This is a genomic window from Ruegeria sp. ABD4_443 (genome assembly GCF_056160865.1).
Genome location: NZ_JBSWYA010000004.1, coordinates 381532 through 405576 on the forward strand (window position 1 = coordinate 381532; position 24045 = coordinate 405576).

The following is a 24045-nucleotide window of genomic DNA, read 5'->3' on the forward strand; positions in this document are numbered from 1 at the left end:
GGCGCGCCGGGTTCAGGCGTTCTCGACCTTTTCTTGCGATGCCGATTTCGGCACCGGGCCACGCAGTTCTTCGTAATGGTCGAAACTCAGCCTGACCCACCCGGTGCCGCGCGTCGCGCTGGCCAGGGCACGGTGCAATTCATCCTCGGCCACGGCAGGCAGCTTTGCGTTGAAGATTTCCCAGCCCGAGGCGTTGGGATTGCCCTCGAACCCAAGAACCTGACCCTGTAACGTACTGATCGTGGGAACAAGATCCCCGACAAAATCCGATGGCAGGTGTATTTCAGCGTTCAGAATGGGTTGCAGGACAACCGGCTTGGCCTGCGGCAGGGCCTCGCGCACAGCATTCTTGCCCGCGGTGCGGAACGCGTAATCGGAACTGTCCACGTTGTGATGCTTGCCGTCGCTCAGCGTGACTTTGACATCGACGACCGGATACCCTTGGGGGCCCGTCACCAGCGCATCCTTGGCGCCGTTCTCGACCGACGGGATATAGTTCTTTGGCACCGCGCCGCCCTTGACCACTTCTTCAAAGCTGAACCCCGAACCGCGCGGCATTGGCGCGACGGAAATCACGACATCGGCAAACTGGCCCGCGCCACCTGATTGCTTGCGGTGGCGGTGGCGATGTTCGATGGATGTACGGATGGTCTCGCGATAGGCCGTTTCCACGGCGTCGCACTGAACCTCGACGCCGAAATCCTCGGCCAGTTTTGCCGTTACACGGCGCATGTGCTGTGGCCCCTGTGCGCCCAGAATGGCGTGCCCGCTCAGTTCATCCTGTCCCATATGCAGACCCGGATCAATTTCGACCAGCCGGGCGAGCGCATTGGACAGGCGGACATCGTCGCGTTCATGCGCCGGTGAAACACGTTGCCGGTGTGCCGCCGGGTGTGACGAGGCCCATTCGGGCAGGGGCGATGCGGATGCCTCGTCATACAGAAAACCGGGGTTCAGGTGATCTGACTTGACCGCCAGCCCGATCTGGCCGGCCTCAAGCGCGCCGATCTGGGTCTTGGCATCCAGTGCCGTCAGGCTGCCCACGGTTTCGCCGCCCAAGGGTTCGTGCGCCTTGATGCCCCGGCCAAGGCCACGCAGGACGATGATCTTGCCGATGTGCTTTTTCACATCGGCAAACCCGGCAATGGCGCAGGCGGTGTCCGCGGCCTCGTCGCGCCCGGCCGCAATGTCGAATTCCGGCGCTTCGTGCCGCAATGCCTTCATCAGGCGGGTCAGGCCGTTGCCATGGCTGGCGGCCCCAAGACAGGCGGGAATGATCTGGTGGTTCTGCAACACTTGCGCCGCAAGGTCATAGACCTCTGTGCTGGGCGGCTGCTTGTCCTCGATCAGCTGTTCCAGCAGGGCGTCGTCAAAATCGGACAGGGTTTCCAGCAATTCGGTGCGGGCTTCCTGTTCGCGAACCTCGACCGATTGCGGCAATTCGATAAGGGCCGAAGGCTGCCCCTCCTGGTACTTCCATGCCCGTTCCGAGATCAGGTCAACCGCGCCAACGATCGTGTCGCCCTCGCGGATCGGCACCTGGCGCAGGGCGATATGGTGGGTGCAATAGGTCTGAAGCGCGGCGATGATGTCCCGGATACGGCCGTTGGGATTGTCCATTCGGTTGAGGAACAGGAAACAGGGAATACCGGCTTCTTCGACCAGGCGCAGATACGGGGCGCACAGAACAGCCGCGTCCGGGTCCGGCGGAACAACCACGACAGCGGCGTCTGATATCGCCATGGCCGGGCCGACATAGGCCAGCGTGTCGCTGCCGCCATCCACGTCGATGGCACACCATGGTTCGTCCAAATAAGAAAAACCGTGCAAATGCACGGTTCCGGAAACATCGAAGGTTGTGGGCCGGCCATCTAGGCGGCTGATGGCCTCGACCAGGGTGGTTTTCCCTGACTGGCTGGGGCCGAGGACTGTGAAAACGCGCATGGGTGCTGTCCCTCTTTCCGGTTGCGGTGCGTCTGCACGAAAGGGGGCGCCCGTTGCGGGGCGTCGGCACGATCTGCCTGATTTTCAGCCTGCCTCGGCTTTGGGTGGCATGGCCGCCCATGGTGCAAGTGTGGGGAAAACCCCCCGCGCGCGTCAAGTCCCGCGTTCTTTGTTCTGCGCAAGGAGACGCAACCGGACCGGCCTGTATCCGGTCAGATTGCCGAGCTGTGGCCTGCCTTGCTCAGGTCATAGGCGTCAAAGTTACGCGCGATCATACGGGTCAGCGCGCGCGCCTCGGGCGGTATGATCAGCTTGTCGCCGGTCACACGCAGCAGCCCGTCGAACGCGGCGTTTGCGGACCTGAACATGTCCTGCAATTCACTGGCCGAGATGTCGTGGTCACGCAGAATTTCCCGCGCGTCGATTTCGAAATCGCACATCAGGGCCTCGATCAGGCGCGCGCGCACGATGTCCTGCCCCTTGAACAGGTGACCGCGCGAAGTGGAAAAGCGCCCTTCGCGGATCGCCTTGTTATAGGCGGACGTGGCGGGGGCGTTCTGGGCATAGCCCTGCGGAAAGCGCGAGATTGAGCTGGCGCCAACCCCGATCAGGACCTGGGCCTGGTCGTCGGTATAGCCCTGGAAATTGCGCTTTAGCCGACCCGCGCGCAGGGCATGGGTCAACCCGTCATCCTGGGTGGCGAAATGGTCGATGCCGATCTCGGCGTAGTCGTCCCACATGAACAGGCGCCGCGCCGTATCGAACAGGTCCAGACGCTGTTGCGGTGTGGGCAGGGCATCCGAGGGGATCAGCTGTTGGCGCTTGGCCATCCACGGCACATGCGCATAACCATAAAGCGCAACCCGGTCAGGGGCCAGCGACAGAAGCTTCTGCACGCTTTCGGTCATGCGCGCACGGGTCTGGTGGGGCAGGCCATAAAGGATATCGGCATTCAGGCTGCCGATCCCGCGTTCGCGGATCATGTCGATGGCGTGCCGGGTCGTGTCATAGCTTTGGATACGGCCGATGGTCTTCTGAATTTCGTCGTCGAAATCCTGTACACCGATAGAGGCGCGGTTCATCCCCGAATCGGCCAGCGCATCCAGCCGGTCTTCATCAATCTCGTTCGGGTCGATTTCGACCGAGAACTCGGCATCCGGGCCCAAGGGAACGATGCCAAGGATATGCCCGGCCAGGTCGCGCATCAGGTCCGCATTCAGCAGGGTCGGCGTGCCGCCGCCCCAATGCAGGCGCGACAATGTCACCCCCGACGGAAGCCGGGCGGCCAAAAGGTCCAGTTCGGCCTTCAGGACATCGACATAGGCGATGACCGGATTATCCGTTTGCGTGCCTTGCGTCCGGCAGGCGCAGAACCAGCACAGGCGGCGGCAAAACGGAACGTGGATGTAAAGCGACACCTGGCTTCCGGGTTCAATACCCGCGATCCAGTTGCCGAACATGTCCGGCCCGACGTCATTGTTGAAATGAGGAGCGGTGGGATAGCTTGTGTAACGCGGAACCTTCGCGTCAAAAAGTCCAAGCTTTGCCAATTGAGGTTTCACTATCATAGCGATACCGTTAGAGGGCGAACAGGTCGGATACCTTGACCGAGATCAAGTGGAAACGCGAATGACACTCAAAGCCCAATTTGACCATTCCAACTGTGACGACTGCCCGATCCGCCACCGCGCGGTCTGCGCACAATGCGAAACGGACGAGCTCGAAGAGCTTGAGGACATCAAATATTACCGAAGCTTCGAGGCAGGCCAGACCATCATCTTCTCCGGTGATCCGATGAATTTTGTCGGTTCGGTGGTATCTGGAATAGCGTCGCTGACGCAAACGATGGAAGATGGCCGCACCCAGATGGTCGGGCTTTTGCTGCCCAGTGATTTTGTCGGCAGGCCAGGGCGGGAAATCGCCCCCTATGATGTGCAGGCGACAACCGATGTGGTCATGTGCTGTTTTCGCAAGAAACCCTTCGAAGACCTGATGGGCAAAACCCCGCATATCGCCCAACGCCTGTTGCAGATGACTTTGGACGAGTTGGACGCCGCGCGGGAATGGATGCTGGTGCTGGGCCGCAAGACGGCACGCGAGAAATTCGCCAGCCTGCTGTCCATCATCGCGCGCCGGGATGCTTCGGTCAGCAAGACGGCCATGGCCGGTCCCATCACCTTTGACTTGCCGCTGACACGCGAAGCGATGGCGGATTATCTGGGCCTGACGCTGGAAACCGTCAGCCGACAGGTCTCGGCGTTGAAAAAAGACGGCGTGATCTCGCTGGAAGGCAAGCGCCATGTCACGATCCCGGATATGGGCCGCCTGATGGAAGAGGCCGGCGACGACTCGGATGGCGGGTTTCCGGTGTGACACCGGCCGACCCTCTGCCCGGTTTCGCCTGACCCGACACCCGATCCGCGCGGGCGGTTCAGAGCGGCACACTCAGCGGGGTCCGACATCTTCGGTGTGACTTGTATTGCCTGACATGGTCTACTGCGATTGCGCAAATCATCGGACCAGGAGTTGATTATGGAATTCAGTAGCGTTTTGGCAATGCTGATTATCGGCGCGATTGCGGGTTGGCTGTCGGGCAAGATCATGAAAGGCCGGGGCTTTGGCCTGTTGGGAAACGTCATCGTCGGCATCGTAGGGGCGTTCCTGGCCGGAACGCTTTTTCCGGCGCTCGGTTTTGCCGTGGGCGGCGGCGCGATCTCGTCCATTTTCTTTGCCACCGTAGGCGCCGTAATCCTTTTGTTCCTGATCGGCCTGATCAAAAAGGTCTAAGCAGGCAAAACCGCCCCCTTGGGGGCGGCGCGGGTGTTTGATCCGGTCTGCCGTCAATGGGCAAGGAAAACCGGCACCGTGGCTTGCTCAAGCATGTTCCGGGTCGCCCCGCCCAGGATTGCTTCGCGGAACCGCGAATGCCCATAGGCCCCCATCACGATCATGTCGGATTCGGTGTCGGTTGCGTGGCGGTTGAGGATGTCGGACACGCGGGTCATCGTCTTGCTCAGCACGTCAATTTCGCACTTGATGCCGTGGCGTGCCAGCATCTGTGACAGCATCCCGCCGGGGTCGGATCGGTCGGGCCCGTGCCGCGGCGGGTCGATCACCACAATCCGTGCAAGCTCGGCCTGTTTCAGAAAGGGCAGGGCGCACCGGATGGCGCGCATCGCTTCGCTGCTTTCGTTCCAGGCGATCATTACGGTGCGTGGGGTTGAAAACGGCTCGCCCTGCTCGGGTACGATCAACACCGGGGCGTGGCCTTCGAACATCGCGGCCTCGACAATCGGTTCCGCCTCGGCCGGGCAATCCTTGCTATAGGGTTGCGGCAGAACGACAAGGTCCGAAAACCGCGCCCGATGCGCAACATGGCGCCCGATATCGGCCAGTTGGGCAACGCCATTCTCGGCTGACCACCGGATCCCGGCCTTGCCCAGAAAGGCCTGTGCATGGCCCAGAACCTCGTCAGCCTCGGCATTCGCGCGGCTGAGCGTTTCCTGCAGAATCAGCGCGTTGGCCCCGGCATAGTAATAGCCCGTCTGACTGCGATCGACCCCGAGGCACAGCGCCTCGGCATGGGCATCCATGGCCTGGGCCAGTGAAACCAGCTGGGCCAGGGCGCGTTCGGCGCGCCGGGTTTCCGTCATAACTGTAAGCAGGGATTTATACGCCATCTGGACCTCATTTGTCGGAAGAACGGTTCTGGCACGTCGGCTAACCCATTCGTTGCGTTATGCCTGTCACAGAAAACCGGCTATTGTCTTGATACAGATCAAAGCAGCATTGCCTGCTGTCGATCATTAAAACAGCCAGTCAAAAAGGCCCTGCGCGGCAATGGAATCACGCGGGGAATGGCAAAGGGACGCAATATGTCGAATTACATCAAGCTGATCGCGCTTGGTCTTGTCGTGGTGTTTGCCGCGATCGGAACCAATTACGCGCGGGATTTGGCGTATCAGGTGCACGCGATTCTGGTGATGTTGATCGCCGGTGGGTTGTTCATCTGGACGCTTCGAAACACAGATGAGCCAGATATTCTTGTCGACCGCTCGGGCGAGTACATGGACGACGTGATCCGATACGGCGTGATCGCAACGGCCTTCTGGGGTGTCGTGGGGTTCCTGGCGGGAACCTTCATCGCATTTCAGCTGGCCTTTCCGGTGCTCAACTTTGAATGGGCGCAGGGCTATCTGAACTTTGGCCGTTTGCGCCCGCTGCACACGTCGGCGGTGATTTTCGCCTTTGGCGGCAACGCGTTGATCGCAACCTCGTTCTACGTGGTTCAGCGTACAAGCGCCGCGCGCCTGTGGGGCGGCAACCTGGCGTGGTTCGTGTTCTGGGGTTATCAGCTGTTCATCGTCCTGGCCGCGACCGGCTATGTTCTGGGCGGCACGCAGTCCAAAGAGTATGCCGAGCCCGAATGGTATGTCGACCTGTGGCTGACCGTTGTCTGGGTGGCCTACCTTGCGGTTTACCTCGGCACGATCATCAAGCGGAAAGAGCCGCATATCTATGTGGCCAACTGGTTCTACCTGGCCTTTATCGTCACCGTCGCCATGCTGCACCTGGTCAACAACATGACCATCCCGGTCAGCATCTGGGGTTCGAAATCGGTCATCGTCTGGTCGGGCGTGCAAGACGCCATGATCCAGTGGTGGTACGGACACAACGCCGTGGGCTTTTTCCTGACCGCCGGTTTCCTGGGCATGATGTACTATTTCATCCCGAAACAGGCTGAACGCCCGGTGTTCAGCTACAAGCTGTCGATCATCCACTTCTGGGCGCTGATCTTCCTGTATATCTGGGCTGGTCCGCACCACCTGCACTATACCGCGCTGCCTGACTGGGCCTCGACGCTGGGCATGGTGTTCTCGGTCATCCTGTGGATGCCGTCCTGGGGTGGTATGATCAACGGTCTGATGACCCTGTCGGGTGCATGGGACAAGCTGCGCACCGATCCGGTGATCCGGATGATGGTGATCTCGGTCGGCTTTTACGGCATGTCCACCTTTGAAGGCCCGATGATGTCGATTCGCGCCGTCAACAGCCTCAGCCACTACACCGACTGGACCATTGGTCACGTACATTCGGGCGCGCTGGGCTGGAACGGCATGATCACCTTTGGTGCGCTGTACTTCCTGGTGCCTGTGCTGTGGAAACGAGAGCGTCTGTACTCGCTGCAAATGGTCAGCTGGCATTTCTGGCTCGCCACCATCGGCATCGTGCTTTACGCGGCGTCGATGTGGGTCACCGGTATCATGGAAGGCCTGATGTGGCGTGAAGTGGATGCCAACGGCTTCCTGGTGAACTCGTTCGCCGACACCGTGGCTGCCAAGTTCCCGATGTATGTGGTGCGTGCTTTGGGTGGCGTGATGTTCGTCGCTGGCGCCGTGATCATGTGCTACAACCTGTGGATGACTGTGCGGAAGGCACCGGCCAAAGAGGCCAGCCTGACCGTCGCGGTCCCGGCTGAATAGAGGGAGGGCCGGAGCAATGGCAATTCTCGACAAACATAAGATCCTCGAGACCAACGCGACCCTCCTGCTGATCTTCAGCTTTCTGGTCGTGACCATCGGTGGCCTGGTGCAGATCACCCCGCTGTTCTACCTTGAGAACACCATCGAGAAGGTTGAGGGCATGCGCCCTTACACCCCTCTCGAAATGGCGGGGCGCGAGATCTACATCCGCGAAGGCTGCTATGTCTGCCACAGCCAGATGATCCGCCCGATGCGGGACGAGGTCGAACGGTACGGCCACTACTCGCTGGCGGCTGAGTCGATGTATGACCATCCGTTCCAGTGGGGGTCCAAGCGCACCGGGCCTGATCTGGCGCGTGTGGGTGGCCGTTACTCGGACCAGTGGCAGATGGACCACCTGCGTGATCCGCAATCGGTTGTGCCTGAATCGGTGATGCCCAAATACGGCTTCCTCGAACACCGCAAGCTGGACGGCAAGTATATCGGCGACATCATGACGGCCAACGCCATTGTCGGAACGCCCTATACCGACGAAATGCTGGAAAACGCCGAAGCGGACTTCCGCGCGCAGGCCGATCCGGACAGCGATTACGACGGTTTGCTGGAACGCTATGGGGACAAGGTCAACGTGCGCAACTTTGATGGTCAGCCTGAACTGACCGAAGCCGACGCGTTGATCGCCTATTTGCAGATGCTGGGTACGCTGGTCGATTTCTCGACCTTTACCCCGGATGCAAGCCGCTAGGAGGGTGTGATGGAAGAATATACTCTCTTACGGCAATTCGCGGATAGCTGGATGCTGCTTGTCCTGTTTGTCTTCTTTGTCGGCATCATCATCTGGGTTTTCCGCCCCGGTGCCAGCAAGGAATACAACGACACCGCAAACATCCCGTTCCGGCATCAAGACAAACCCGCCACATCCAAGGAGGCGCGGCAATGAGCAAGACACCTGAAAAGCAGGCGGGCGACCCGAATACGACCGGTCACGTCTGGGACGGTATCGAAGAATTTGACAATCCCATGCCGCGCTGGTGGCTATGGACCTTCTACGCCACGATTTTCTGGGGATTGATCTATACGATCATGTACCCGGCATGGCCCCTGGTACAGTCGGCAACCGCCGGTGTCCTGGGCTGGTCGTCGCGCGAACTGGTCCAGCAAGAGATGGTCGCATTCGAAGAGGCCAACGCCCCCTGGAACGCCCGGCTTGTTGAAACACCGCTGGAAGAAATCTCGGCGGATGCAGAGCTGCAGCAATACGCGGTCAACTCGGGCGGTGCCGTGTTCCGGACCTGGTGTGCGCAATGCCACGGGTCGGGCGCACAGGGCGCACCGGGCTTTCCGAACCTGCTGGACGATGCCTGGCTTTGGGGCGGCACGATGGACGACATCGTGACCACTGTCAGCTATGGCATCCGCAACGAAGAAAGCGATGATGCGCGCTATTCCGAGATGCCGGCCTTTGGCGAGATCCTCGAACATGACGAGATCACGCAGGTTGTGCAGTATGTCATGTCGCTGACCAACGCACAGACCGACGACGCGGCGGCGCAGGCGGGCAAGGTTGTCTTCGAAGACAATTGCGCAGCATGTCATGGCGATGACGGAACCGGCGACATCTATCAGGGTGCGCCCAACCTGACCGACGCGATCTGGTTGTTTGGCGGCGATCAGGAAGCACTGACCGAAACGGTGACCAACAGCCGCTTTGGCGTCATGCCTGCCTGGGAAAACCGCCTGAGCGACGCGCAGATCCGCGCAGTTTCGGCCTATGTCCACCAGCTGGGCGGTGGTCAGTAACCCAATGTGAATACCTCCGGGCGGTTCGCCGCCCGAAGGGTGCGGCACCGGCTGTTCCATCTGTTCGCGCGTTTCCTGAACAGCCGGTGCCAACTTTTCTCACAGAAATACAGTTTCCGCCTGTCGCCGTCCAGAATGCGTTCTGGGGGCGATCACAGGGTGTTTGGGTCGATCTCGCGGCGAAAGCGCAGTTTCCAATGGTCCGGCGCCGACCACTTTTTGCGCTTGCTGGGAGTCGCGCGCGGCACCTGGCGCAATTTCGGGGCGTTGATCCTGGTGGCCGTCATGAAAGTATCAGCATAGATCGAGAGCATCTGGCATCCCTCCGGTTTGGGTTCATTCATGCCATTACAATTGACCTTTTGGGGGAATAATGCGACTTAAACGATATTCTGGTATGTAAGGATAGATTACATATGGACTGGTTGAGGATGCCGCCTTTGGCCGCGCTCAGGGCATTTGCGGCCTTTGCTGAGACCGGAAATGTCGTTCAGGCCGGGCGGGCTCTTAACGTCAGTCACGCGGCAATAAGCCAGCAATTGCGGGGCCTTGAAAAGCATCTTGGTGTCGGCTTGCTGGACCGCAGCGGCAAAGCCCTGGTTCTGACCGCCGAAGGAGAGCGGCTGGCGCAGGCTTTGCAACTTGGGTTCGGCGCGATCGGGACGGCGGTTGCCGATGTGATGAAACGGACAGAGGACCGGCCGGTTCATGTCTCTTTGACAGCCTCCTTTGCCGCATCCTGGCTGATGCCGCACTTGCCCGAGTTTCAGGCCCGCCACCCCGAGATCGACCTGGCGCTGGACCCGTCCCCGCAACTGGTCAGCCTGCGACCGGGCGGTGTCGATATTGCGATCCGCTATGGCGCGGGGGGATGGCCCGGCGTTCAGGCGGAAATGTTGCTGCGCAGCCCGGTTGTGATCGTTGCGGCGCCCAGCCTGCTGAAGGGCAAATCGGATTGGACACCATCTGACCTTGGTGCCCTGCCGTGGCTCGAAGAGTTTGGCACCACCGAGGCGACGACCTGGCTGGCGCGCCACGGGGTTGGCCATGGGCCCAATGCCGGTCGTATCGCACTGCCGGGAAACCTGTTGCTGGAAGGTTTGCGCGCTGGTCAGGGGGTAACGGCCACCGTGCGGCATTTTGTCGAGCCCGACATCGCCGCGGGCCGCGTCGTCCAGCTGTTTTCGGAACCTGACGAGCGCGGATACCACATCGTGACAGGGCCCGCGCCGCTGCGGGCCTCGGCCAAGATATTCATCCGCTGGCTCAGGCGGCAGGTCGATCGCATGTGACGACATGTGACAAAAGGTGTCTTTGTGATGTGCTTTTGACCCAAATCAAAGTTGGGCGGTGTATGATCTGGGACAAGTCGCCTGACAAATTGCCAGATCCGGAGCCAGCCAGTGAGCGATTCGAACCCCGCCCCCAGCCTGTATGCTGCCAGGGAGCCGATTTTCCCCAGACGTGTGTCCGGGCCGTTCAGAAACCTCAAATGGCTCATTCTGATCGTCACGCTTGGGATTTACTACGTGACGCCCTGGTTCCGGTGGGATCGCGGCCCCAGCCTGCCGGATCAGGCCGTGTTGCTGGACCTGGCCAATCGGCGGTTCTATTTCTTCTGGATCGAGATCTGGCCGCACGAATTTTACTTTGTTGCCGGTCTGCTGATCATGGCCGGCCTGGGCCTGTTTCTGTTCACCTCGGCTTTGGGGCGCGTTTGGTGCGGCTATGCCTGCCCGCAAACGGTCTGGACGGATCTCTTCATTCTGGTCGAACGCTGGATCGAAGGGGACAGAAACGCCCGCCTGCGTCTGCATCGCCAGAAAAAGATGGATTTCCGCAAGCTACGGCTGAGGGTGACGAAATGGACGGCCTGGTTCCTGATCGGGCTGGCGACCGGCGGGGCCTGGGTGTTCTATTTCGCGGATGCGCCGACGCTGTTGCGTGACCTGGTCACGGGCAACGCGCACCCCGTCGCCTATACGACCATGCTGATCCTGACCGCCACGACGTTTTTCTTTGGCGGCTTCGCGCGTGAACAGATTTGCATCTATGCATGCCCCTGGCCACGCATTCAGGCCGCGATGATGGACGAAGACACGCTGGTTGTCGGATACCGCGAATGGCGGGGCGAGCCGCGCGGCAAGGGCAAGCGGCAGGCGGATTCGGACCTTGGGGACTGTATCGACTGCATGGCATGCGTAAACGTCTGCCCGGTGGGGATCGACATCCGGGACGGCCAGCAGCTGGAATGCATCACCTGCGCGCTGTGTATCGATGCGTGCGACGACATGATGGCCAAGGTCGGCAAGCCGCGCGGGCTGATCGACTACATGGCGCTCAGCGACGAAGGGCGCGAACGGGCGGGCGAGCCGCCGAAAAGTGTCTGGAAACATATCTTCCGCGCGCGCACGATTTTGTACACGTCCCTGTGGTCGCTTGTCGGGCTCGGTCTGTTGTTTGCGCTGTTCATTCGGTCCGACATCGACCTGACGGTGGCACCGGTGCGCAACCCGACCTTTGTGACCATGTCCGACGGCTCGATCCGCAATACATATGACGTGCGGCTGCGCAACAAGCATGGCGAGGACCGCTTGTTCAAACTGACCCTTGCCGGGGACCCGGCGCTGAAGCTTGAAATCGAGGGCACGCAGATCGACACCGTGAATGTCACCGCCGACACCGCGCAGTTGACACGGGTCTATGTTGTGGCATCCAAGGACACCGGGCCTGCGGGTGCGGATGCGACGCCGGTTCGGATCTGGGTCGAGGACCTGGTCAGCGGTGAACGCGCCTACAAGGACACCACCTTCAATGGACGAGGAAACTAGGCATGGCCGAGCGTCAATTTACCGGAAAACACGCATTGGCCGTCTTTGTGGCGGCCTTTGGCGTGATCATAGCGGTTAACCTTGTCCTGGCCTATAGCGCCGTCAAGACGTTTCCGGGGCTCGAGGTCAAGAACTCGTATGTCGCCAGCCAAGAGTTCAATGACCGCCTGCAAGAGCAGCAGGCCTTGGGCTGGGATGCCCGGGCGGAAACCGCGGGCGGTCTGCTGATCCTGTATATCACCGATGAACAGGGCGTGCCGGTTCGGGTTTCCGAGTTGCAAGCCGTCGTCGGGCGGGCCACCCATGTGCGCGAAGATTTCGCCCCTGATTTTACGTTTGACGGGACAGCCTATTCCGCACCGGCCGCCCTGGGCGAAGGCAATTGGAATATCCGCCTGGTTGCCCGCGACCACGACGGTGCCGAGTTTACGCGGCGCATTCCGCTGTATGTAAAGGGTTAGGCATGACTGCGCAGTTGACCACTGGAACGGCTGCTTGCCCCGGATGCCTTGCCGCACCGGCCGAACCCGCGCGACCCATGCCCGAGGATGTCCAGATTGCGCTGTCCCTGCCGGGAATTCACTGCTCGGCCTGTATCGCGACGGTTGAACGGGAACTGAACGCCTGTCCGGGGGTCGAGGATGCGCGGGTGAACCTGACCCTCAAGCGGGCCATGATCAAGGCCGGTGCGGGGGTTCGCGCGGCCGATTTGATTCCGGTCCTGGGGCAGGCCGGGTTCGAGGCGCACGAGCTGGACGCGGGCGCCCTGTTGGCCACCCAAACCGACAAGGCCGGGCGGGACCTGCTGATGCGGCTGGCCGTGGCCGGGTTCGCGTCGATGAACGTCATGCTCTTGTCGGTGTCGGTCTGGTCGGGGGCGACGGACGCAACGCGGGACATGTTCCACTGGATTTCCGCCGCAATTGCCCTGCCGGCCATCGCCTTTTCCGCGCAACCGTTTTTCATCAATGCCTGGAGCGCCTTGCGCGTTCGGCGGCTGAACATGGATGTGCCGATCGTTCTGGCCATCCTGCTGGCCCTTGCGACATCGCTTTGGGAAACCGCGCTGAGCGGTGCGCATGCCTATTTCGATGCGGCGCTGACATTGACGTTTTTCCTGCTGGCCGGGCGGTATCTGGATTACCGCACCCGTGCGGCCGCGCGCTCGGCTGCCGAAGAGCTGACCGCGCTTGAGGTTCCGCGTGCGATCCAGGTGATCGATGGCCGCGAACACGAGGTCGCTGTCGGTTCTTTGGCCGTGGGCGACCATGTTCTGGTCCGGCCCGGAGGCCGCATGCCGGTCGATGGGCAAATCATTTCGGGGCAGTCCGAACTGGACCGGTCGCTTTTGACTGGCGAAACCGTTCCGGTCTTTGCCGAAACCGGGCAAACCGTCAGCGCAGGCGAAGTCAACCTGACCGGCCCCCTGACGATACGCGCGACTGCGGTCGGGACCGATACGTCGCTGCACCGGATGGCCGACCTTGTGGCCGTGGCCGAGTCGGGCCGATCGCGGTATACGTCGCTGGCGGACAAGGCCGCCAAGCTTTATGCGCCCGGCGTTCATATCCTGGCGGCCCTCAGCTTTGTGGGCTGGTATATCTATTCGGGCGACATTCGAACCGCGCTGAACATTGCGGCCGCCGTCCTGATCATCACCTGCCCCTGCGCGTTGGGGCTGGCCGTGCCTGCCGTGACCACGGCGGCGTCTGGGCGGCTGTTTCGCAAGGGGATGCTGATCAAGCACGCCACCGCGCTGGAACGGCTGGCCGAGGTGGATACCGTCGTTTTCGACAAGACCGGAACGTTGACCGAAGGCACGCCCGAGCTGGTCAACCTGAAAGACCAGACACCCTGTGACCTTGCCATCGCCCTGGCCCTGGCCGAAGGGTCCTCGCACCCGCTGTCGGTTGCCCTGGCGCGGGCCGCGCGCGATGCCGGGGTCCGGCCCGCCGCAGTCAGCGACCTTGTCGAGCGCCCCGGTTTCGGGACCGAAGGCACGTTTGACGGGCAGCGGGTCCGGCTGGGCCGCGCCGCCTGGGTCGGTGCCGAGGGCGGGTCCGGGACAAGTGCTTGGCTGGCAACGGGCGATGGTGCGCCGACGGGGTTCCACTTTGCCGATTCCCTGCGCCCGGGCGCGGCCGCCGCGGTCGAGGCGTTTCACCGGGCAGGCAAAACGGTTGTCCTTCTGTCCGGCGACACGCAGGGGGCCGTCGAGGTATTGGCCGAAAAACTGGGAATTCGGGATTGGGTCGCCGAGGCCCTGCCACAGGAAAAAGCGGGCAAGATACAGGCGCTGACGGAACAGGGTCGCCGGGTCCTGATGGTGGGCGACGGGCTGAACGACACGGCCGCGCTGGCGGCGGCGCATGTCTCGATTTCCCCAGCGACCGCCTTGGATGCTGCACGAGTTGCGTCGGATATCGTGTTGCTGGGCAATGATCTGGCCCCGATCGCCGAGGCGTGTAAAACGGCCGAAAAAGCCACCCGGCGCATACGCGAGAACTTTCGTATTGCCACCATATACAACGTGATTGCGGTGCCGCTGGCCGTGGCAGGTCTGGCGACGCCCTTGATCGCGGCCCTGGCGATGTCGACCTCGTCGATTACCGTATCCCTGAATGCCCTACGGCTGAGGTGACCTGAATGGAAGTTCTTGCCTATCTTATTCCGATCTCGCTGTTTCTGGGCGGCGTAGGGCTTGTCGCATTTATCTACACGGTCCGATCGAACCAGTATGACGACCCCGAGGGGGACTCGCGCCGGATACTGAGCGACGAATGGGACGATCGCCCGAAACCCTGAAACGCCGCGCGGGGCAATCTCCCAAAGGTCGGGCCATGTGCCCTTGAAATTGCCTCAATGCCCGGCTATGTCCGGCGCAATCGCTAGCAGAAAGTAGATGCCAAATGGCCACCATCAACCCGATCCAGTTCATTCAGCAGGTCCGAGCCGAAGTCGCAAAGGTCGTTTGGCCGACCCGTCGTGAGGTGCTGTTGACCACGGTCATGGTGTTCATCATGGCGGCCCTGACAGCCGTGTTCTTTGCTTTTGTCGATCTTGGTATTCGGGGCGGTCTGCAACTGATCCTCGGGGCCTTCGGCTAAGCCTGTTCAGACGGGCAGAGACGCCACTGACCCCTTGCGCCCCGCGCGATGTCAGAGTAGGTGACGCGGGACTATTCGGAATGGGCGTGCGGCGATTCGGACCGCGCGCCGCTTTTTATTCCGGGTGATGCGACAATAATTCAATACCGGTGCGATTGATTGCGCCGAAGGCAAACAAGGACGACAGGTTCATGGCGAAACGGTGGTACTCGGTCAGCGTTCTTTCGAATTTCGAAAAGAAGATCGCAGAGCAGATCCGCACGTCGGTGGCCGAACAGGGCCTTGAGGATGATATCGACGAGGTTCTGGTGCCCACCGAAGAGGTGATCGAAGTGCGCCGGGGCAAGAAGGTCACGACCGAACGCCGTTTCATGCCCGGCTATGTGCTGGTGCATATGGAAATGTCCGACCAGGGCTATCACCTGATCAACTCGATCAACCGCGTCACCGGCTTTCTGGGTCCGCAAGGTCGCCCGATGCCGATGCGCGACGCCGAGGTGAACCAGATCCTCAACCGTGTTCAGGAAGGCGAAGAAGCGCCCAAGCTGATGATCACCTTCGAGGTGGGCGAGAAGGTCAAGGTCAACGACGGCCCGTTCGAGGATTTCGACGGCATGGTCGAAGGCGTCGACGACGAGAACCAGAAGCTGAAGGTCTCGGTCTCGATCTTCGGTCGGGAAACCCCGGTCGAGCTGGACTTTACGCAGGTCACCAAGCAGGGCTAAGCGTTCCGCAATCGCATGTTTCAGCGCCGTGTTGCCCCCGAGCAGCGCGGCGTTTTTGGCAAATGCGGGTGGCATGCTGAGTTATGCGCGCTACTGCGCCTTCGCCAAGAAAATCCGGGTGTCAATTTCTGGCATTAAGTCCTGACCTTGGTGCTGCGTCATAATCGTGCAAGCGGGTGATACGCACCCCTTGCCAACCCCCGCATTCCCCTATAAACGCCGCCTCTATCGTCTTCGGGCGAGATTCTCTCGTGGGAGGTTGCCGGGATCGCGATCCCGGGCCGGACCACGCAACATAATCTGGTTGGGGCGCGCCCCGACTTAGTTGAAAGGAAAACCAAATGGCCAAGAAGCTTGCTGGTACAATGAAACTGCAGGTTCCTGCAGGTCAGGCGAACCCGTCGCCGCCAGTTGGTCCGGCGCTGGGTCAGCGCGGCATCAACATCATGGAATTCTGCAAGGCGTTCAACGCCAAGACCGCAGACATGGAGCAAGGCGCCCCTTGCCCGACCGTGATCACCTATTATCAGGACAAGTCCTTTACCATGGACATCAAGACGCCGCCCGCGTCTTATTACCTGAAAAAAGCCGCTGGCCTGAAGCCGGTCGGCAAGCGTAACCGCCCCCGTGGCGCGGAAAACCCCGGTCGCGAGACCGTGGCCACCGTGACCACCAAGCAGGTTCGCGAAATCGCCGAAGCCAAAATGAAAGATCTGAACGCCAACGACGTCGAAGGCGCAATGCAGATCATCCTGGGCTCGGCCCGCTCCATGGGCATCGAGGTAAAGTAAGATGGCAAAACTCGGTAAACGTACCCGCGCTGCGCGCGAAGCTTTCGCCGGCAAGGAAAACCTGTCGGTCGACGAAGCTGTTGCCCTGGTCAAGGCCAACGCAACCTCGAAATTCGACGAGACCATCGAAATCGCTCTGAACCTGGGCGTTGACACCCGTCACGCGGACCAGATGGTTCGTGGCGTCGTCGGTCTGCCGAACGGCACCGGCAAAGCGATGCGCGTTGCTGTATTCGCGCGTGGCCCCAAGGCTGATGAGGCGAAAGAAGCTGGCGCGGATATCGTTGGCGCAGAAGACCTGATGGAAACCATTCAGGGCGGCACCATCGATTTTGATCGCTGCATTGCCACCCCGGACATGATGCCGATCGTTGGTCGTCTGGGTAAGGTTCTGGGCCCCCGCAACCTGATGCCTAACCCCAAGGTCGGCACTGTGACCATGGACGTGAAAGCGGCCGTGGAAGCAGCCAAAGGCGGCGAAGTTCAGTTCAAGGCTGAAAAAGGCGGCGTCGTGCACGCCGGTGTTGGCAAAGCGTCGTTCGACGAAGCCAAGCTGGCCGAAAACGTCCGCGCCTTTATCTCGGCCGTGGCCAAAGCCAAGCCGACTGGCGCCAAAGGCACCTTCATGAAGAAGATCGCACTGAGCTCGACCATGGGCCCGGGCGTGACCCTGGACGTGGCTGCTGCTGCGGGCGAATGAGCTTTCGCCTGAACAAGTGAAACTTGAAACCCGGGCGGTGCGAACCTCCCGGGTTTTTTGTCATTCCGGCCGGGTATCATCCCCTGCGGGGATGTCTGCCGCGACGCGGTTCTTTCGGGTCACGTCGAAACGGCTTTGCAGCAGAACCCGCAGTTTTTGCGGTTTCCGGTGAATCGCAAGCCTGATCACCCGCCCCATCATCCTTTGCTGTTTCAGGGATTTGACCAGGTTGTGGTTGATCCCCTTCAGAATGAAGTGGTTGAGCGCAGGGTCGACCGGAAACCGTCCCCAGTGAACCTCTTCGACAGCCGCATCGCCGTGAAAGATGTAGTAGTCGCACGCATCAGTATCCAGCGACCCAATGGTTTCATGGACAAAGCCGGGGAACCTGTTGCGCCAGTATTGCCAACGGGTTTCTTCGGGGACGTGGTCGGGATGCATCGAATATTGCGGTGAAAACGCAATGGCGCAGTTGACGCGGGTCAGTTGCGGCAGCACCAGCGCCATGAACCCGCCCATGCTGTTTCCGATCGAGACAACGTCCTGAATATCCTCTCGTGCGACGATTTTTTCGACCTCGGTGACGATCGCGTGGGACAGAGCGGTGTCATTCATCCATGTTCTGCGCCGGTCAGAGATCAACAGGACGTGATTGCGCCCGCCATCCGATGCCGATCCGATGAACTCGTAGCCGGGCATCTGATCCCGTTTGCTGCCGACGCCGCTGAATGACACCACCAGCCGGTCAGAGGTTCCCGGCACATAATCAATCTTGTGGTCTTCGCAATCCACAAGGCTGGTAAAGGGAATGGAATTCGGGTTTGCGGGACGTGTCATTCAATCGTAACCCTGTGGGGGCGGCCCGCTGATCCGCATCGCGGAATACCGGGGCTGCTTGTCGGCTCTATCTCCTGACAGAGAGCGCCCCGCCTGGCAAGCCTGTTGCGCGGCGCGCCAGGGCCCGCCGCCTGGGCGCGGCCATGGCGTTGGCCATGCACGGGAAATGCGCAAATTTACCCCTTGGAAACCCCGGCTATCTGCCCTAAGTAGGGCTGCGGAATAAAGCGTGCGATTCGTCGTGCGCTTTATTTCGTTTCGTCCAAGACGGTGGGTGGCGCCATATGGCGTCTTAATTCCCTGCCTGAGACGGGTAGACCAAAGAATTTCGAGGGTCCCGCCCTCGGGCGCATTTTGGCCAATCCCGTAAAAACGGACCTGAACGCCGGGGTTGTTGCCTCGGCAAATATGAGCCGGGGTGAGATATCACCCCAAACTTGGAGAGAACTGTGGATAGAGCCCAGAAAGAGAAAGTGGTCGAGGAACTCGGCCAAATCTTCGAAAGCTCTGGCGTCGTAGTGGTTTCGCACTACGCCGGTCTGACAGTTGCCGAGATGCAGGACCTTCGCGCACGTGCTCGTGACGCGGGTGGCGCCGTGCGTGTTGCCAAGAACAGGCTCGCCAAAATCGCCCTTGAGGGTAAGCCGTGTGAAAGCATGGCCGACCTGCTGACGGGGATGACCGTTCTGACCTATTCCGAAGACCCCGTGGCAGCAGCCAAGGTGGCCGAGGACTATGCCAAGGAAAACGACAAGTTCGAAATCCTTGGCGGTGCAATGGGCGAGAACGCACTGGACCGTGCTGGTGTTACAGCCGTGTCGAAAATGCCGTCGCGTGAAGAGCTTATTGCTACGATCGCCGGTATGCTTGGCGCGCCTGCTTCGAACATCGCCGGTGCAATTGGCGCACCTGCAAGCAACATCGCAAGCATCCTTTCCACCATCGAAGAGAAGGCGGAAGCTGCGTAAGCGGTTGGCACTGAATGATCTGCGTAGGGTAGCTACCCTGACGTTGGAACACACACTGTAAAACGGAAAGAGCTAATACAATGGCTGATCTGAAAGCACTCGCAGAAAGCATCGTGGGTCTGACCCTGCTGGAAGCACAAGAACTGAAAACCATCCTCAAAGACGAATACGGCATCGAGCCCGCAGCAGGCGGCGCAGTTGTCATGGCAGCTGGCGGCGACGCCGGTGGCGCAGCCGAGGAAGAAAAAACCGAATTCGACGTCGTTCTGAAGAACGCCGGCGCATCGAAAATCAACGTCATCAAAGAAGTTCGCGGCATCACCGGCCTGGGCCTGAAAGAAGCCAAGGAACTGGTCGAAGCCGGCGGCAAGATCAAAGAAGGCGTGGACAAAGCAGAAGCAGAAGACATCAAAGGCAAGCTGGAAGCAGCTGGCGCCGAAGTCGAGCTGGCCTAAGCTTGGTCTCAGGTGCATCGCTGATGCGCCGCAAAATTTGGCTGGACCCGGAGAAATCCGGGTTCAGCCGAACCTGTCTTAGAAAGGGCCTCATGCAAAGGGGCGTTTTCTAAGACGCGGTTCGCGGATCGGGAGGCCGCCACTCGGGACGGTGGCCATGAATTGATCCGGACGTGTCGTCTCTAATGTGCAAGGCGCCGGGGCCCGACGGTGTCTTTGCCCGCTGAGAACATCGAAAGGTGACATCTGACATGGCTCAAACGTTCCTTGGCCAGAAACGTCTTCGGAAATATTACGGCAAAATCCGCGAAGTGCTGGAGATGCCGAACCTCATCGAGGTACAGAAATCTTCTTATGACCTTTTCCTGCGCTCCGGCGATGCAGAACAGCCCTCTGATGGCGAAGGCATCAACGGTGTGTTCCAGTCGGTCTTCCCGATCAAGGATTTCAACGAAACCTCCGTTCTGGAATTCGTGAAATACGATCTGGAGAAACCGAAATACGACGTCGAAGAGTGCATGCAGCGCGACATGACCTACAGCGCGCCGCTGAAGGTCACCCTGCGTCTGATCGTGTTTGATGTCGACGAGGACACCGGCGCGAAATCGGTCAAGGACATCAAGGAACAGGACGTGTTCATGGGCGACATGCCCCTGATGACGCCGAACGGCACCTTTGTCGTCAACGGCACCGAACGCGTGATCGTGTCCCAGATGCACCGGTCGCCCGGTGTGTTCTTTGACCACGACAAGGGCAAGACCCATTCCTCGGGCAAGCTGTTGTTTGCCTGCCGCATCATCCCGTACCGCGGCAGCTGGCTGGACTTTGAGTTCGACGCCAAGGACATCGTTTTTGCCCGTATCGACCGTCGCCGCAAACTGCCTGTGACCACCCTGCTTTATGCGCTGGGTCTGGACCAGGAAGCGATCATGGACGCGTATTACAAAACCGTGTCCTACAAGCTGGACAAGAAAAAGGGCTGGATCACCCCGTTCTTCCCCGAGCGCGTGCGCGGCACCCGCCCGACCTATGATCTGGTTGATGCCAAATCCGGTGAAGTGATCGCCGAGGCGGGCAAGAAAGTCACCCCGCGCGCGGTCAAAAAGCTGATCGACGAGGGCAATGTCACGGACCTGCTGGTTCCGTTTGACAATATCGTCGGCAAGTTCGTCGCCAAGGACATCATCAACGAGGAAAACGGCGCGATCTATGTCGAAGCCGGTGATGAGCTGACCCTGGAATACGACAAGGACGGCGACCTGATCGGCGGCACCGCGAAAGAACTGATCGACGCAGGCATCACCGACATTCCGGTTCTGGACATCGACAACGTCAATGTCGGCCCCTACATGCGCAACACCATGGCGCAGGACAAGAACATGAACCGCGAAAGCGCGCTCATGGATATCTACCGCGTCATGCGTCCGGGCGAGCCGCCCACCGTCGAGGCCGCGTCGGCCCTGTTCGACACCCTGTTCTTCGACAGCGAGCGGTATGACCTGTCCGCCGTTGGCCGCGTAAAGATGAACATGCGCCTGGCGCTGGACGCGCCGGACACCATGCGCACCCTGCGCCGCGAAGACATCGTGGCCTGCATCAAGGCGCTGGTGGAACTGCGCGACGGCAAAGGCGACGTGGACGATATCGACCACCTCGGCAACCGTCGTGTGCGTTCGGTCGGCGAACTGATGGAGAATCAGTACCGCGTCGGTCTGCTGCGCATGGAACGCGCGATCAAAGAGCGTATGTCGTCGGTCGAGATCGACACCGTCATGCCGCAGGATCTGATCAATGCGAAACCGGCCGCCGCTGCTGTCCGTGAATTCTTCGGCTCGTCGCAGCTGTCGCAGTTCATGGACCAGACCAACCCTCTGTCCGAGGTGACCCACAAACGCCGTCTTTCGGCGCTTGGCCCGGGTGGTCTGACGCGCGAGCGTGCGGGCTTTGAGGTGCGCGACGTACACCCGACCCATTATGGCCGGATGTGCCCGATTGAAACGCCCGAAGGTCCGAACATCGGTCTGATCAACAGCCTCGCTACCTTTGCCCGCGTGAACAAGTATGGCTTCATCGAAACACCGTACCGCGTTGTCAAAGAGCGTCAGGTGACCGATGAGGTCCACTACATGTCCGCGACCGAGGAAATGCGTCACACCGTGGCGCAGGCCAACGCGCAGCTGGACGAAAGCGGTAAGTTCAAGAACGATCTGGTGTCGACCCGTCAGTCCGGCGACTACACCCTTGCGCCGTCCGAAAATGTGGACCTGATCGACGTGTCGCCCAAACAGCTGGTGTCTGTTGCGGCCTCGCTGATCCCGTTCCTTGAAAACGACGACGCCAACCGCGCTCTGATGGGCTCGAACATGCAACGTCAGGCGGTTCCGCTCTTGCGGGCCGAGGCGCCGCTGGTCGGTACCGGGATCGAGGAAAAGGTCGCGATCGACTCGGGTGCTGCGATTCAGGCGAAACGCGCCGGTATCATCGACCAGGTCGATGCCCAGCGTATCGTTATCCGCGCCACCGAGGATCTGGAACTGGGCGACGCTGGCGTTGACATCTATCGTCTGCGCAAATTCCAGCGTTCGAACCAGAACACCTGCATCAACCAGCGTCCGCTGATCAAGGTGGGTGACACCGTCCGCAAGGGCGAGGTCATCGCCGATGGTCCGTCGACCGATATGGGTGAACTGGCCCTTGGTAAGAACGTGGTCGTCGCGTTCATGCCGTGGAACGGTTACAACTACGAAGACTCGATCCTGATCTCGGAACGTATCGCGCGTGACGACGTCTTTACCTCGGTCCATATCGAGGAGTTTGAAGTCGCCGCCCGTGACACCAAGCTGGGTCCGGAAGAGATCACCCGCGACATCCCGAACGTCGGTGAAGAAGCGCTGCGCAACCTCGACGAGGCAGGCATCGTTTACATCGGCGCGGATGTTGAGCCGGGCGATATTCTGGTCGGCAAGATCACTCCGAAGGGCGAAAGCCCGATGACCCCGGAAGAAAAGCTGCTGCGCGCCATCTTTGGTGAAAAAGCATCTGACGTGCGCGACACCTCGCTGCGCGTGAAGCCGGGCGATTACGGTACGGTCGTTGAGGTCCGCGTTTTCAACCGTCACGGCGTCGAGAAAGACGAGCGTGCGCTGCAGATCGAGCGTGAGGAAGTCGAACGTCTGGCCCGTGACCGGGATGACGAGCTGGCGATCCTTGACCGCAACATCTATGCGCGTCTGCAAGGCCTGATCCTGGGTAAAACCGCTGTCAAAGGCCCGAAAGGCGTCAAGGCAGGATCGGTGATCACCGAGGAACTGCTGGAAACCCTGACCCGCGGTCAGTGGTGGCAGCTGGCGCTGGAAGGCGAGCAGGACGCACAGATCGTCGAAGCTCTGAACGAGCAGTACGAAGTGCAAAAGCGTGCTCTGGACGCCCGTTTCGAAGACAAGGTCGAAAAGGTCCGCCGTGGCGACGACCTGCCGCCGGGTGTGATGAAGATGGTCAAAGTCTTCATCGCCGTGAAGCGTAAGCTGCAGCCGGGCGACAAGATGGCCGGTCGTCACGGGAACAAGGGTGTGATCTCCAAGGTTGTTCCGATGGAAGACATGCCGTTCCTGGCCGATGGTACGCCGGTAGACTTCTGTCTGAACCCGCTGGGTGTGCCTTCGCGTATGAACGTTGGTCAGATCCTTGAAACCCACATGGGTTGGGCCGCACGCGGTCTGGGTCTGAACATCGACGACGCCTTGGGTGAATACCGCCGTTCCGGCGACCTGACCCCGGTGCGCGAAGCGATGAAGCTGGCCTATGGCGAGGATGTCTACGAAGAAGGCATCACCGGTCTGGACGAGGATGGCCTGATCGAGGCTGCGGGCAATGTGACCCGCGGTGTTCCGATCGCAACCCCGGTCTTTGACGGCGCCAAAGAGGCTGATGTCAACGACGCGCTGGTGCGGGCGGGCTTCTCGGAAAGCGGTCAGTCGGTTCTGTTCGACGGTCGTACCGGTGAGCAGTTTGCACGCCCCGTAACCGTTGGCATCAAGTACCTGCTGAAACTGCACCACCTGGTGGATGACAAGATCCACGCGCGTTCGACCGGGCCGTACAGCCTGGTTACCCAGCAGCCGCTGGGTGGTAAGGCGCAGTTCGGTGGTCAGCGCTTTGGTGAGATGGAAGTCTGGGCTCTGGAAGCTTACGGCGCCGCCTACACCCTGCAGGAGATGTTGACCGTGAAATCGGATGACGTCGCCGGCCGGACCAAGGTCTATGAGTCGATCGTCAAGGGCGAGGATAACTTTGAAGCGGGCGTACCGGAATCGTTCAACGTTCTGGTTAAAGAAGTCCGTGGCCTCGGCCTGAATATGGAACTCCTGGATGCGGAGGTTGAGGAGTAAGGGCGTTGCCCTTTCT

General features: G+C 60.5%; 23 protein-coding genes. 18 read left to right on the forward strand and 5 right to left on the reverse strand.

Annotated features, from left to right (window positions below; genetic code table 11):
* Window positions 1-12 precede the first annotated feature (12 nt).
* Window positions 13-1944, reverse strand: coding sequence for an elongation factor G (locus tag ACXAG8_RS10885; protein ID WP_475224072.1), 1932 nt, complete (start codon window positions 1942-1944; stop codon window positions 13-15).
* Between the two features lie 212 nt (window positions 1945-2156).
* The gene (gene hemN / locus ACXAG8_RS10890; protein WP_475224074.1) at window positions 2157-3512 is read right to left on the reverse strand and encodes an oxygen-independent coproporphyrinogen III oxidase; all 1356 of its coding nucleotides are present in this window, start codon (window positions 3510-3512) and stop codon (window positions 2157-2159) included.
* Window positions 3513-3573: 61 nt separating this feature from the next.
* On the opposite strand from hemN, the gene fnrL reads away from it, so the two are divergent.
* Both fnrL and ACXAG8_RS10900 read left to right on the forward strand, forming a co-directional pair.
* Complete coding sequence (fnrL, locus tag ACXAG8_RS10895; protein ID WP_475224078.1) at window positions 3574-4317, forward strand: transcriptional regulator FnrL; 744 nt, start codon at window positions 3574-3576, stop codon at window positions 4315-4317.
* A gap of 159 nt (window positions 4318-4476) precedes the next feature.
* Window positions 4477-4731, forward strand: coding sequence for a GlsB/YeaQ/YmgE family stress response membrane protein (locus tag ACXAG8_RS10900; protein WP_475224081.1), 255 nt, complete (start codon window positions 4477-4479; stop codon window positions 4729-4731).
* Window positions 4732-4784: 53 nt separating this feature from the next.
* On the opposite strand, the gene ACXAG8_RS10905 is transcribed toward ACXAG8_RS10900, so the two are convergent.
* Window positions 4785-5624: a universal stress protein gene (locus ACXAG8_RS10905; protein ID WP_475224083.1), complete on the reverse strand. Its 840-nt coding sequence runs from the start codon at window positions 5622-5624 to the stop codon at window positions 4785-4787.
* A gap of 195 nt (window positions 5625-5819) precedes the next feature.
* Here ACXAG8_RS10905 and ccoN point away from each other — a divergent pair, with 195 nt between their 5' ends.
* The 4 genes from ccoN to ccoP are packed head-to-tail and all read left to right on the forward strand — an operon-like array spanning window position 5820 to window position 9227.
* Entirely contained in the window at window positions 5820-7427 is a 1608-nt protein-coding gene (ccoN, locus tag ACXAG8_RS10910) for a cytochrome-c oxidase, cbb3-type subunit I (RefSeq protein ID WP_475224085.1), read from the forward strand.
* A gap of 16 nt (window positions 7428-7443) precedes the next feature.
* The gene (gene ccoO / locus ACXAG8_RS10915) at window positions 7444-8172 is read left to right on the forward strand and encodes a cytochrome-c oxidase, cbb3-type subunit II (protein ID WP_475224087.1); all 729 of its coding nucleotides are present in this window, start codon (window positions 7444-7446) and stop codon (window positions 8170-8172) included.
* Window positions 8173-8181: 9 nt separating this feature from the next.
* A complete protein-coding gene (locus ACXAG8_RS10920) occupies window positions 8182-8367 on the forward strand; it encodes a cbb3-type cytochrome c oxidase subunit 3 (protein WP_170613588.1) in 186 nt (61 codons plus the stop codon).
* The gene (ccoP, locus tag ACXAG8_RS10925) at window positions 8364-9227 is read left to right on the forward strand and encodes a cytochrome-c oxidase, cbb3-type subunit III (RefSeq protein WP_475224092.1); all 864 of its coding nucleotides are present in this window, start codon (window positions 8364-8366) and stop codon (window positions 9225-9227) included. The genes ACXAG8_RS10920 and ccoP overlap by 4 nt, the downstream gene beginning before the upstream one ends.
* A 152-nt stretch (window positions 9228-9379) precedes the next feature.
* Here ccoP and ACXAG8_RS10930 read toward each other — a convergent pair whose 3' ends face one another.
* Window positions 9380-9541 (reverse strand): hypothetical protein, encoded by a 162-nt coding sequence (locus tag ACXAG8_RS10930; RefSeq protein ID WP_475224094.1) that lies wholly within the window; start codon window positions 9539-9541, stop codon window positions 9380-9382.
* A 102-nt stretch (window positions 9542-9643) separates the two neighbouring features.
* On the opposite strand from ACXAG8_RS10930, the gene ACXAG8_RS10935 reads away from it, so the two are divergent.
* From ACXAG8_RS10935 to rplA, 9 genes are all read left to right on the forward strand, one after another.
* Window positions 9644-10519 carry a LysR family transcriptional regulator gene (locus tag ACXAG8_RS10935; RefSeq protein ID WP_475224096.1) on the forward strand — a complete coding sequence of 292 codons (876 nt, stop codon included), beginning with the start codon at window positions 9644-9646 and terminating at the stop codon, window positions 10517-10519.
* Window positions 10520-10630: 111 nt separating this feature from the next.
* Window positions 10631-12058: a cytochrome c oxidase accessory protein CcoG gene (gene ccoG, locus ACXAG8_RS10940; RefSeq protein ID WP_475224098.1), complete on the forward strand. Its 1428-nt coding sequence runs from the start codon at window positions 10631-10633 to the stop codon at window positions 12056-12058.
* Between the two features lie 2 nt (window positions 12059-12060).
* A complete protein-coding gene (locus ACXAG8_RS10945; RefSeq protein ID WP_475224100.1) occupies window positions 12061-12519 on the forward strand; it encodes a FixH family protein in 459 nt (152 codons plus the stop codon).
* Between the two features lie 2 nt (window positions 12520-12521).
* Window positions 12522-14699, forward strand: a complete 2178-nt coding sequence (locus ACXAG8_RS10950) for a heavy metal translocating P-type ATPase (RefSeq protein ID WP_475224104.1) — start codon at window positions 12522-12524, stop codon at window positions 14697-14699.
* A 5-nt stretch (window positions 14700-14704) separates the two neighbouring features.
* Window positions 14705-14863, forward strand: coding sequence for a cbb3-type cytochrome oxidase assembly protein CcoS (ccoS, locus tag ACXAG8_RS10955; RefSeq protein ID WP_475224107.1), 159 nt, complete (start codon window positions 14705-14707; stop codon window positions 14861-14863).
* Between the two features lie 104 nt (window positions 14864-14967).
* Window positions 14968-15165: a preprotein translocase subunit SecE gene (gene secE, locus ACXAG8_RS10960; RefSeq protein ID WP_475224109.1), complete on the forward strand. Its 198-nt coding sequence runs from the start codon at window positions 14968-14970 to the stop codon at window positions 15163-15165.
* A gap of 191 nt (window positions 15166-15356) precedes the next feature.
* Window positions 15357-15890: a transcription termination/antitermination protein NusG gene (gene nusG, locus ACXAG8_RS10965; protein WP_170427716.1), complete on the forward strand. Its 534-nt coding sequence runs from the start codon at window positions 15357-15359 to the stop codon at window positions 15888-15890.
* Window positions 15891-16231: 341 nt separating this feature from the next.
* Window positions 16232-16681 carry a 50S ribosomal protein L11 gene (rplK, locus tag ACXAG8_RS10970; protein ID WP_113791694.1) on the forward strand — a complete coding sequence of 150 codons (450 nt, stop codon included), beginning with the start codon at window positions 16232-16234 and terminating at the stop codon, window positions 16679-16681.
* A 1-nt stretch (window position 16682) separates the two neighbouring features.
* Complete coding sequence (gene rplA, locus ACXAG8_RS10975; RefSeq protein ID WP_475224111.1) at window positions 16683-17381, forward strand: 50S ribosomal protein L1; 699 nt, start codon at window positions 16683-16685, stop codon at window positions 17379-17381.
* 60 nt (window positions 17382-17441) lie between these two features.
* Here the strand turns inward: rplA and ACXAG8_RS10980 are convergent, their stop codons facing one another.
* Complete coding sequence (locus ACXAG8_RS10980; protein ID WP_475224113.1) at window positions 17442-18218, reverse strand: hypothetical protein; 777 nt, start codon at window positions 18216-18218, stop codon at window positions 17442-17444.
* 449 nt (window positions 18219-18667) lie between these two features.
* On the opposite strand from ACXAG8_RS10980, the gene rplJ reads away from it, so the two are divergent.
* The 3 genes from rplJ to rpoB all read left to right on the forward strand — a co-directional run bounded on the left by rplJ (window position 18668) and on the right by rpoB (window position 24029).
* Window positions 18668-19186, forward strand: coding sequence for a 50S ribosomal protein L10 (gene rplJ / locus ACXAG8_RS10985; protein WP_475224115.1), 519 nt, complete (start codon window positions 18668-18670; stop codon window positions 19184-19186).
* Window positions 19187-19266: 80 nt separating this feature from the next.
* Window positions 19267-19641 carry a 50S ribosomal protein L7/L12 gene (rplL, locus tag ACXAG8_RS10990; protein WP_008559766.1) on the forward strand — a complete coding sequence of 125 codons (375 nt, stop codon included), beginning with the start codon at window positions 19267-19269 and terminating at the stop codon, window positions 19639-19641.
* A gap of 251 nt (window positions 19642-19892) precedes the next feature.
* On the forward strand, window positions 19893-24029 hold the full coding sequence (gene rpoB, locus ACXAG8_RS10995) for a DNA-directed RNA polymerase subunit beta (protein ID WP_475224118.1): 4137 nt from the start codon (window positions 19893-19895) through the stop codon (window positions 24027-24029).
* The last annotated feature ends 16 nt before the right edge of the window (window positions 24030-24045 follow it).

Bases quoted from the DNA above. Each gene is read 5' to 3' on its own strand.
- hemN (WP_475224074.1), bottom strand. From the start codon at position 3,512: ATGATAGTGAAACCTCAATTGGCAAAGCTTGGACTTTTTGACGCGAAG.
- ccoO (WP_475224087.1), top strand. From the start codon at position 7,444: ATGGCAATTCTCGACAAACATAAGATCCTCGAGACCAACGCGACCCTC.
- ACXAG8_RS10900 (WP_475224081.1), top strand. From the start codon at position 4,477: ATGGAATTCAGTAGCGTTTTGGCAATGCTGATTATCGGCGCGATTGCG.
- ACXAG8_RS10885 (WP_475224072.1), bottom strand. From the start codon at position 1,944: ATGCGCGTTTTCACAGTCCTCGGCCCCAGCCAGTCAGGGAAAACCACC.
- ACXAG8_RS10945 (WP_475224100.1), top strand. From the start codon at position 12,061: ATGGCCGAGCGTCAATTTACCGGAAAACACGCATTGGCCGTCTTTGTG.
- rplK (WP_113791694.1), top strand. From the start codon at position 16,232: ATGGCCAAGAAGCTTGCTGGTACAATGAAACTGCAGGTTCCTGCAGGT.
- ACXAG8_RS10980 (WP_475224113.1), bottom strand. From the start codon at position 18,218: ATGACACGTCCCGCAAACCCGAATTCCATTCCCTTTACCAGCCTTGTG.
- ACXAG8_RS10930 (WP_475224094.1), bottom strand. From the start codon at position 9,541: ATGCTCTCGATCTATGCTGATACTTTCATGACGGCCACCAGGATCAAC.
- ccoN (WP_475224085.1), top strand. From the start codon at position 5,820: ATGTCGAATTACATCAAGCTGATCGCGCTTGGTCTTGTCGTGGTGTTT.
- fnrL (WP_475224078.1), top strand. From the start codon at position 3,574: ATGACACTCAAAGCCCAATTTGACCATTCCAACTGTGACGACTGCCCG.
- rplA (WP_475224111.1), top strand. From the start codon at position 16,683: ATGGCAAAACTCGGTAAACGTACCCGCGCTGCGCGCGAAGCTTTCGCC.
- nusG (WP_170427716.1), top strand. From the start codon at position 15,357: ATGGCGAAACGGTGGTACTCGGTCAGCGTTCTTTCGAATTTCGAAAAG.
- ccoS (WP_475224107.1), top strand. From the start codon at position 14,705: ATGGAAGTTCTTGCCTATCTTATTCCGATCTCGCTGTTTCTGGGCGGC.
- rplL (WP_008559766.1), top strand. From the start codon at position 19,267: ATGGCTGATCTGAAAGCACTCGCAGAAAGCATCGTGGGTCTGACCCTG.
- ACXAG8_RS10920 (WP_170613588.1), top strand. From the start codon at position 8,182: ATGGAAGAATATACTCTCTTACGGCAATTCGCGGATAGCTGGATGCTG.
- ACXAG8_RS10935 (WP_475224096.1), top strand. From the start codon at position 9,644: ATGGACTGGTTGAGGATGCCGCCTTTGGCCGCGCTCAGGGCATTTGCG.
- rpoB (WP_475224118.1), top strand. From the start codon at position 19,893: ATGGCTCAAACGTTCCTTGGCCAGAAACGTCTTCGGAAATATTACGGC.
- ccoP (WP_475224092.1), top strand. From the start codon at position 8,364: ATGAGCAAGACACCTGAAAAGCAGGCGGGCGACCCGAATACGACCGGT.
- ACXAG8_RS10950 (WP_475224104.1), top strand. From the start codon at position 12,522: ATGACTGCGCAGTTGACCACTGGAACGGCTGCTTGCCCCGGATGCCTT.
- secE (WP_475224109.1), top strand. From the start codon at position 14,968: ATGGCCACCATCAACCCGATCCAGTTCATTCAGCAGGTCCGAGCCGAA.
- ACXAG8_RS10905 (WP_475224083.1), bottom strand. From the start codon at position 5,624: ATGGCGTATAAATCCCTGCTTACAGTTATGACGGAAACCCGGCGCGCC.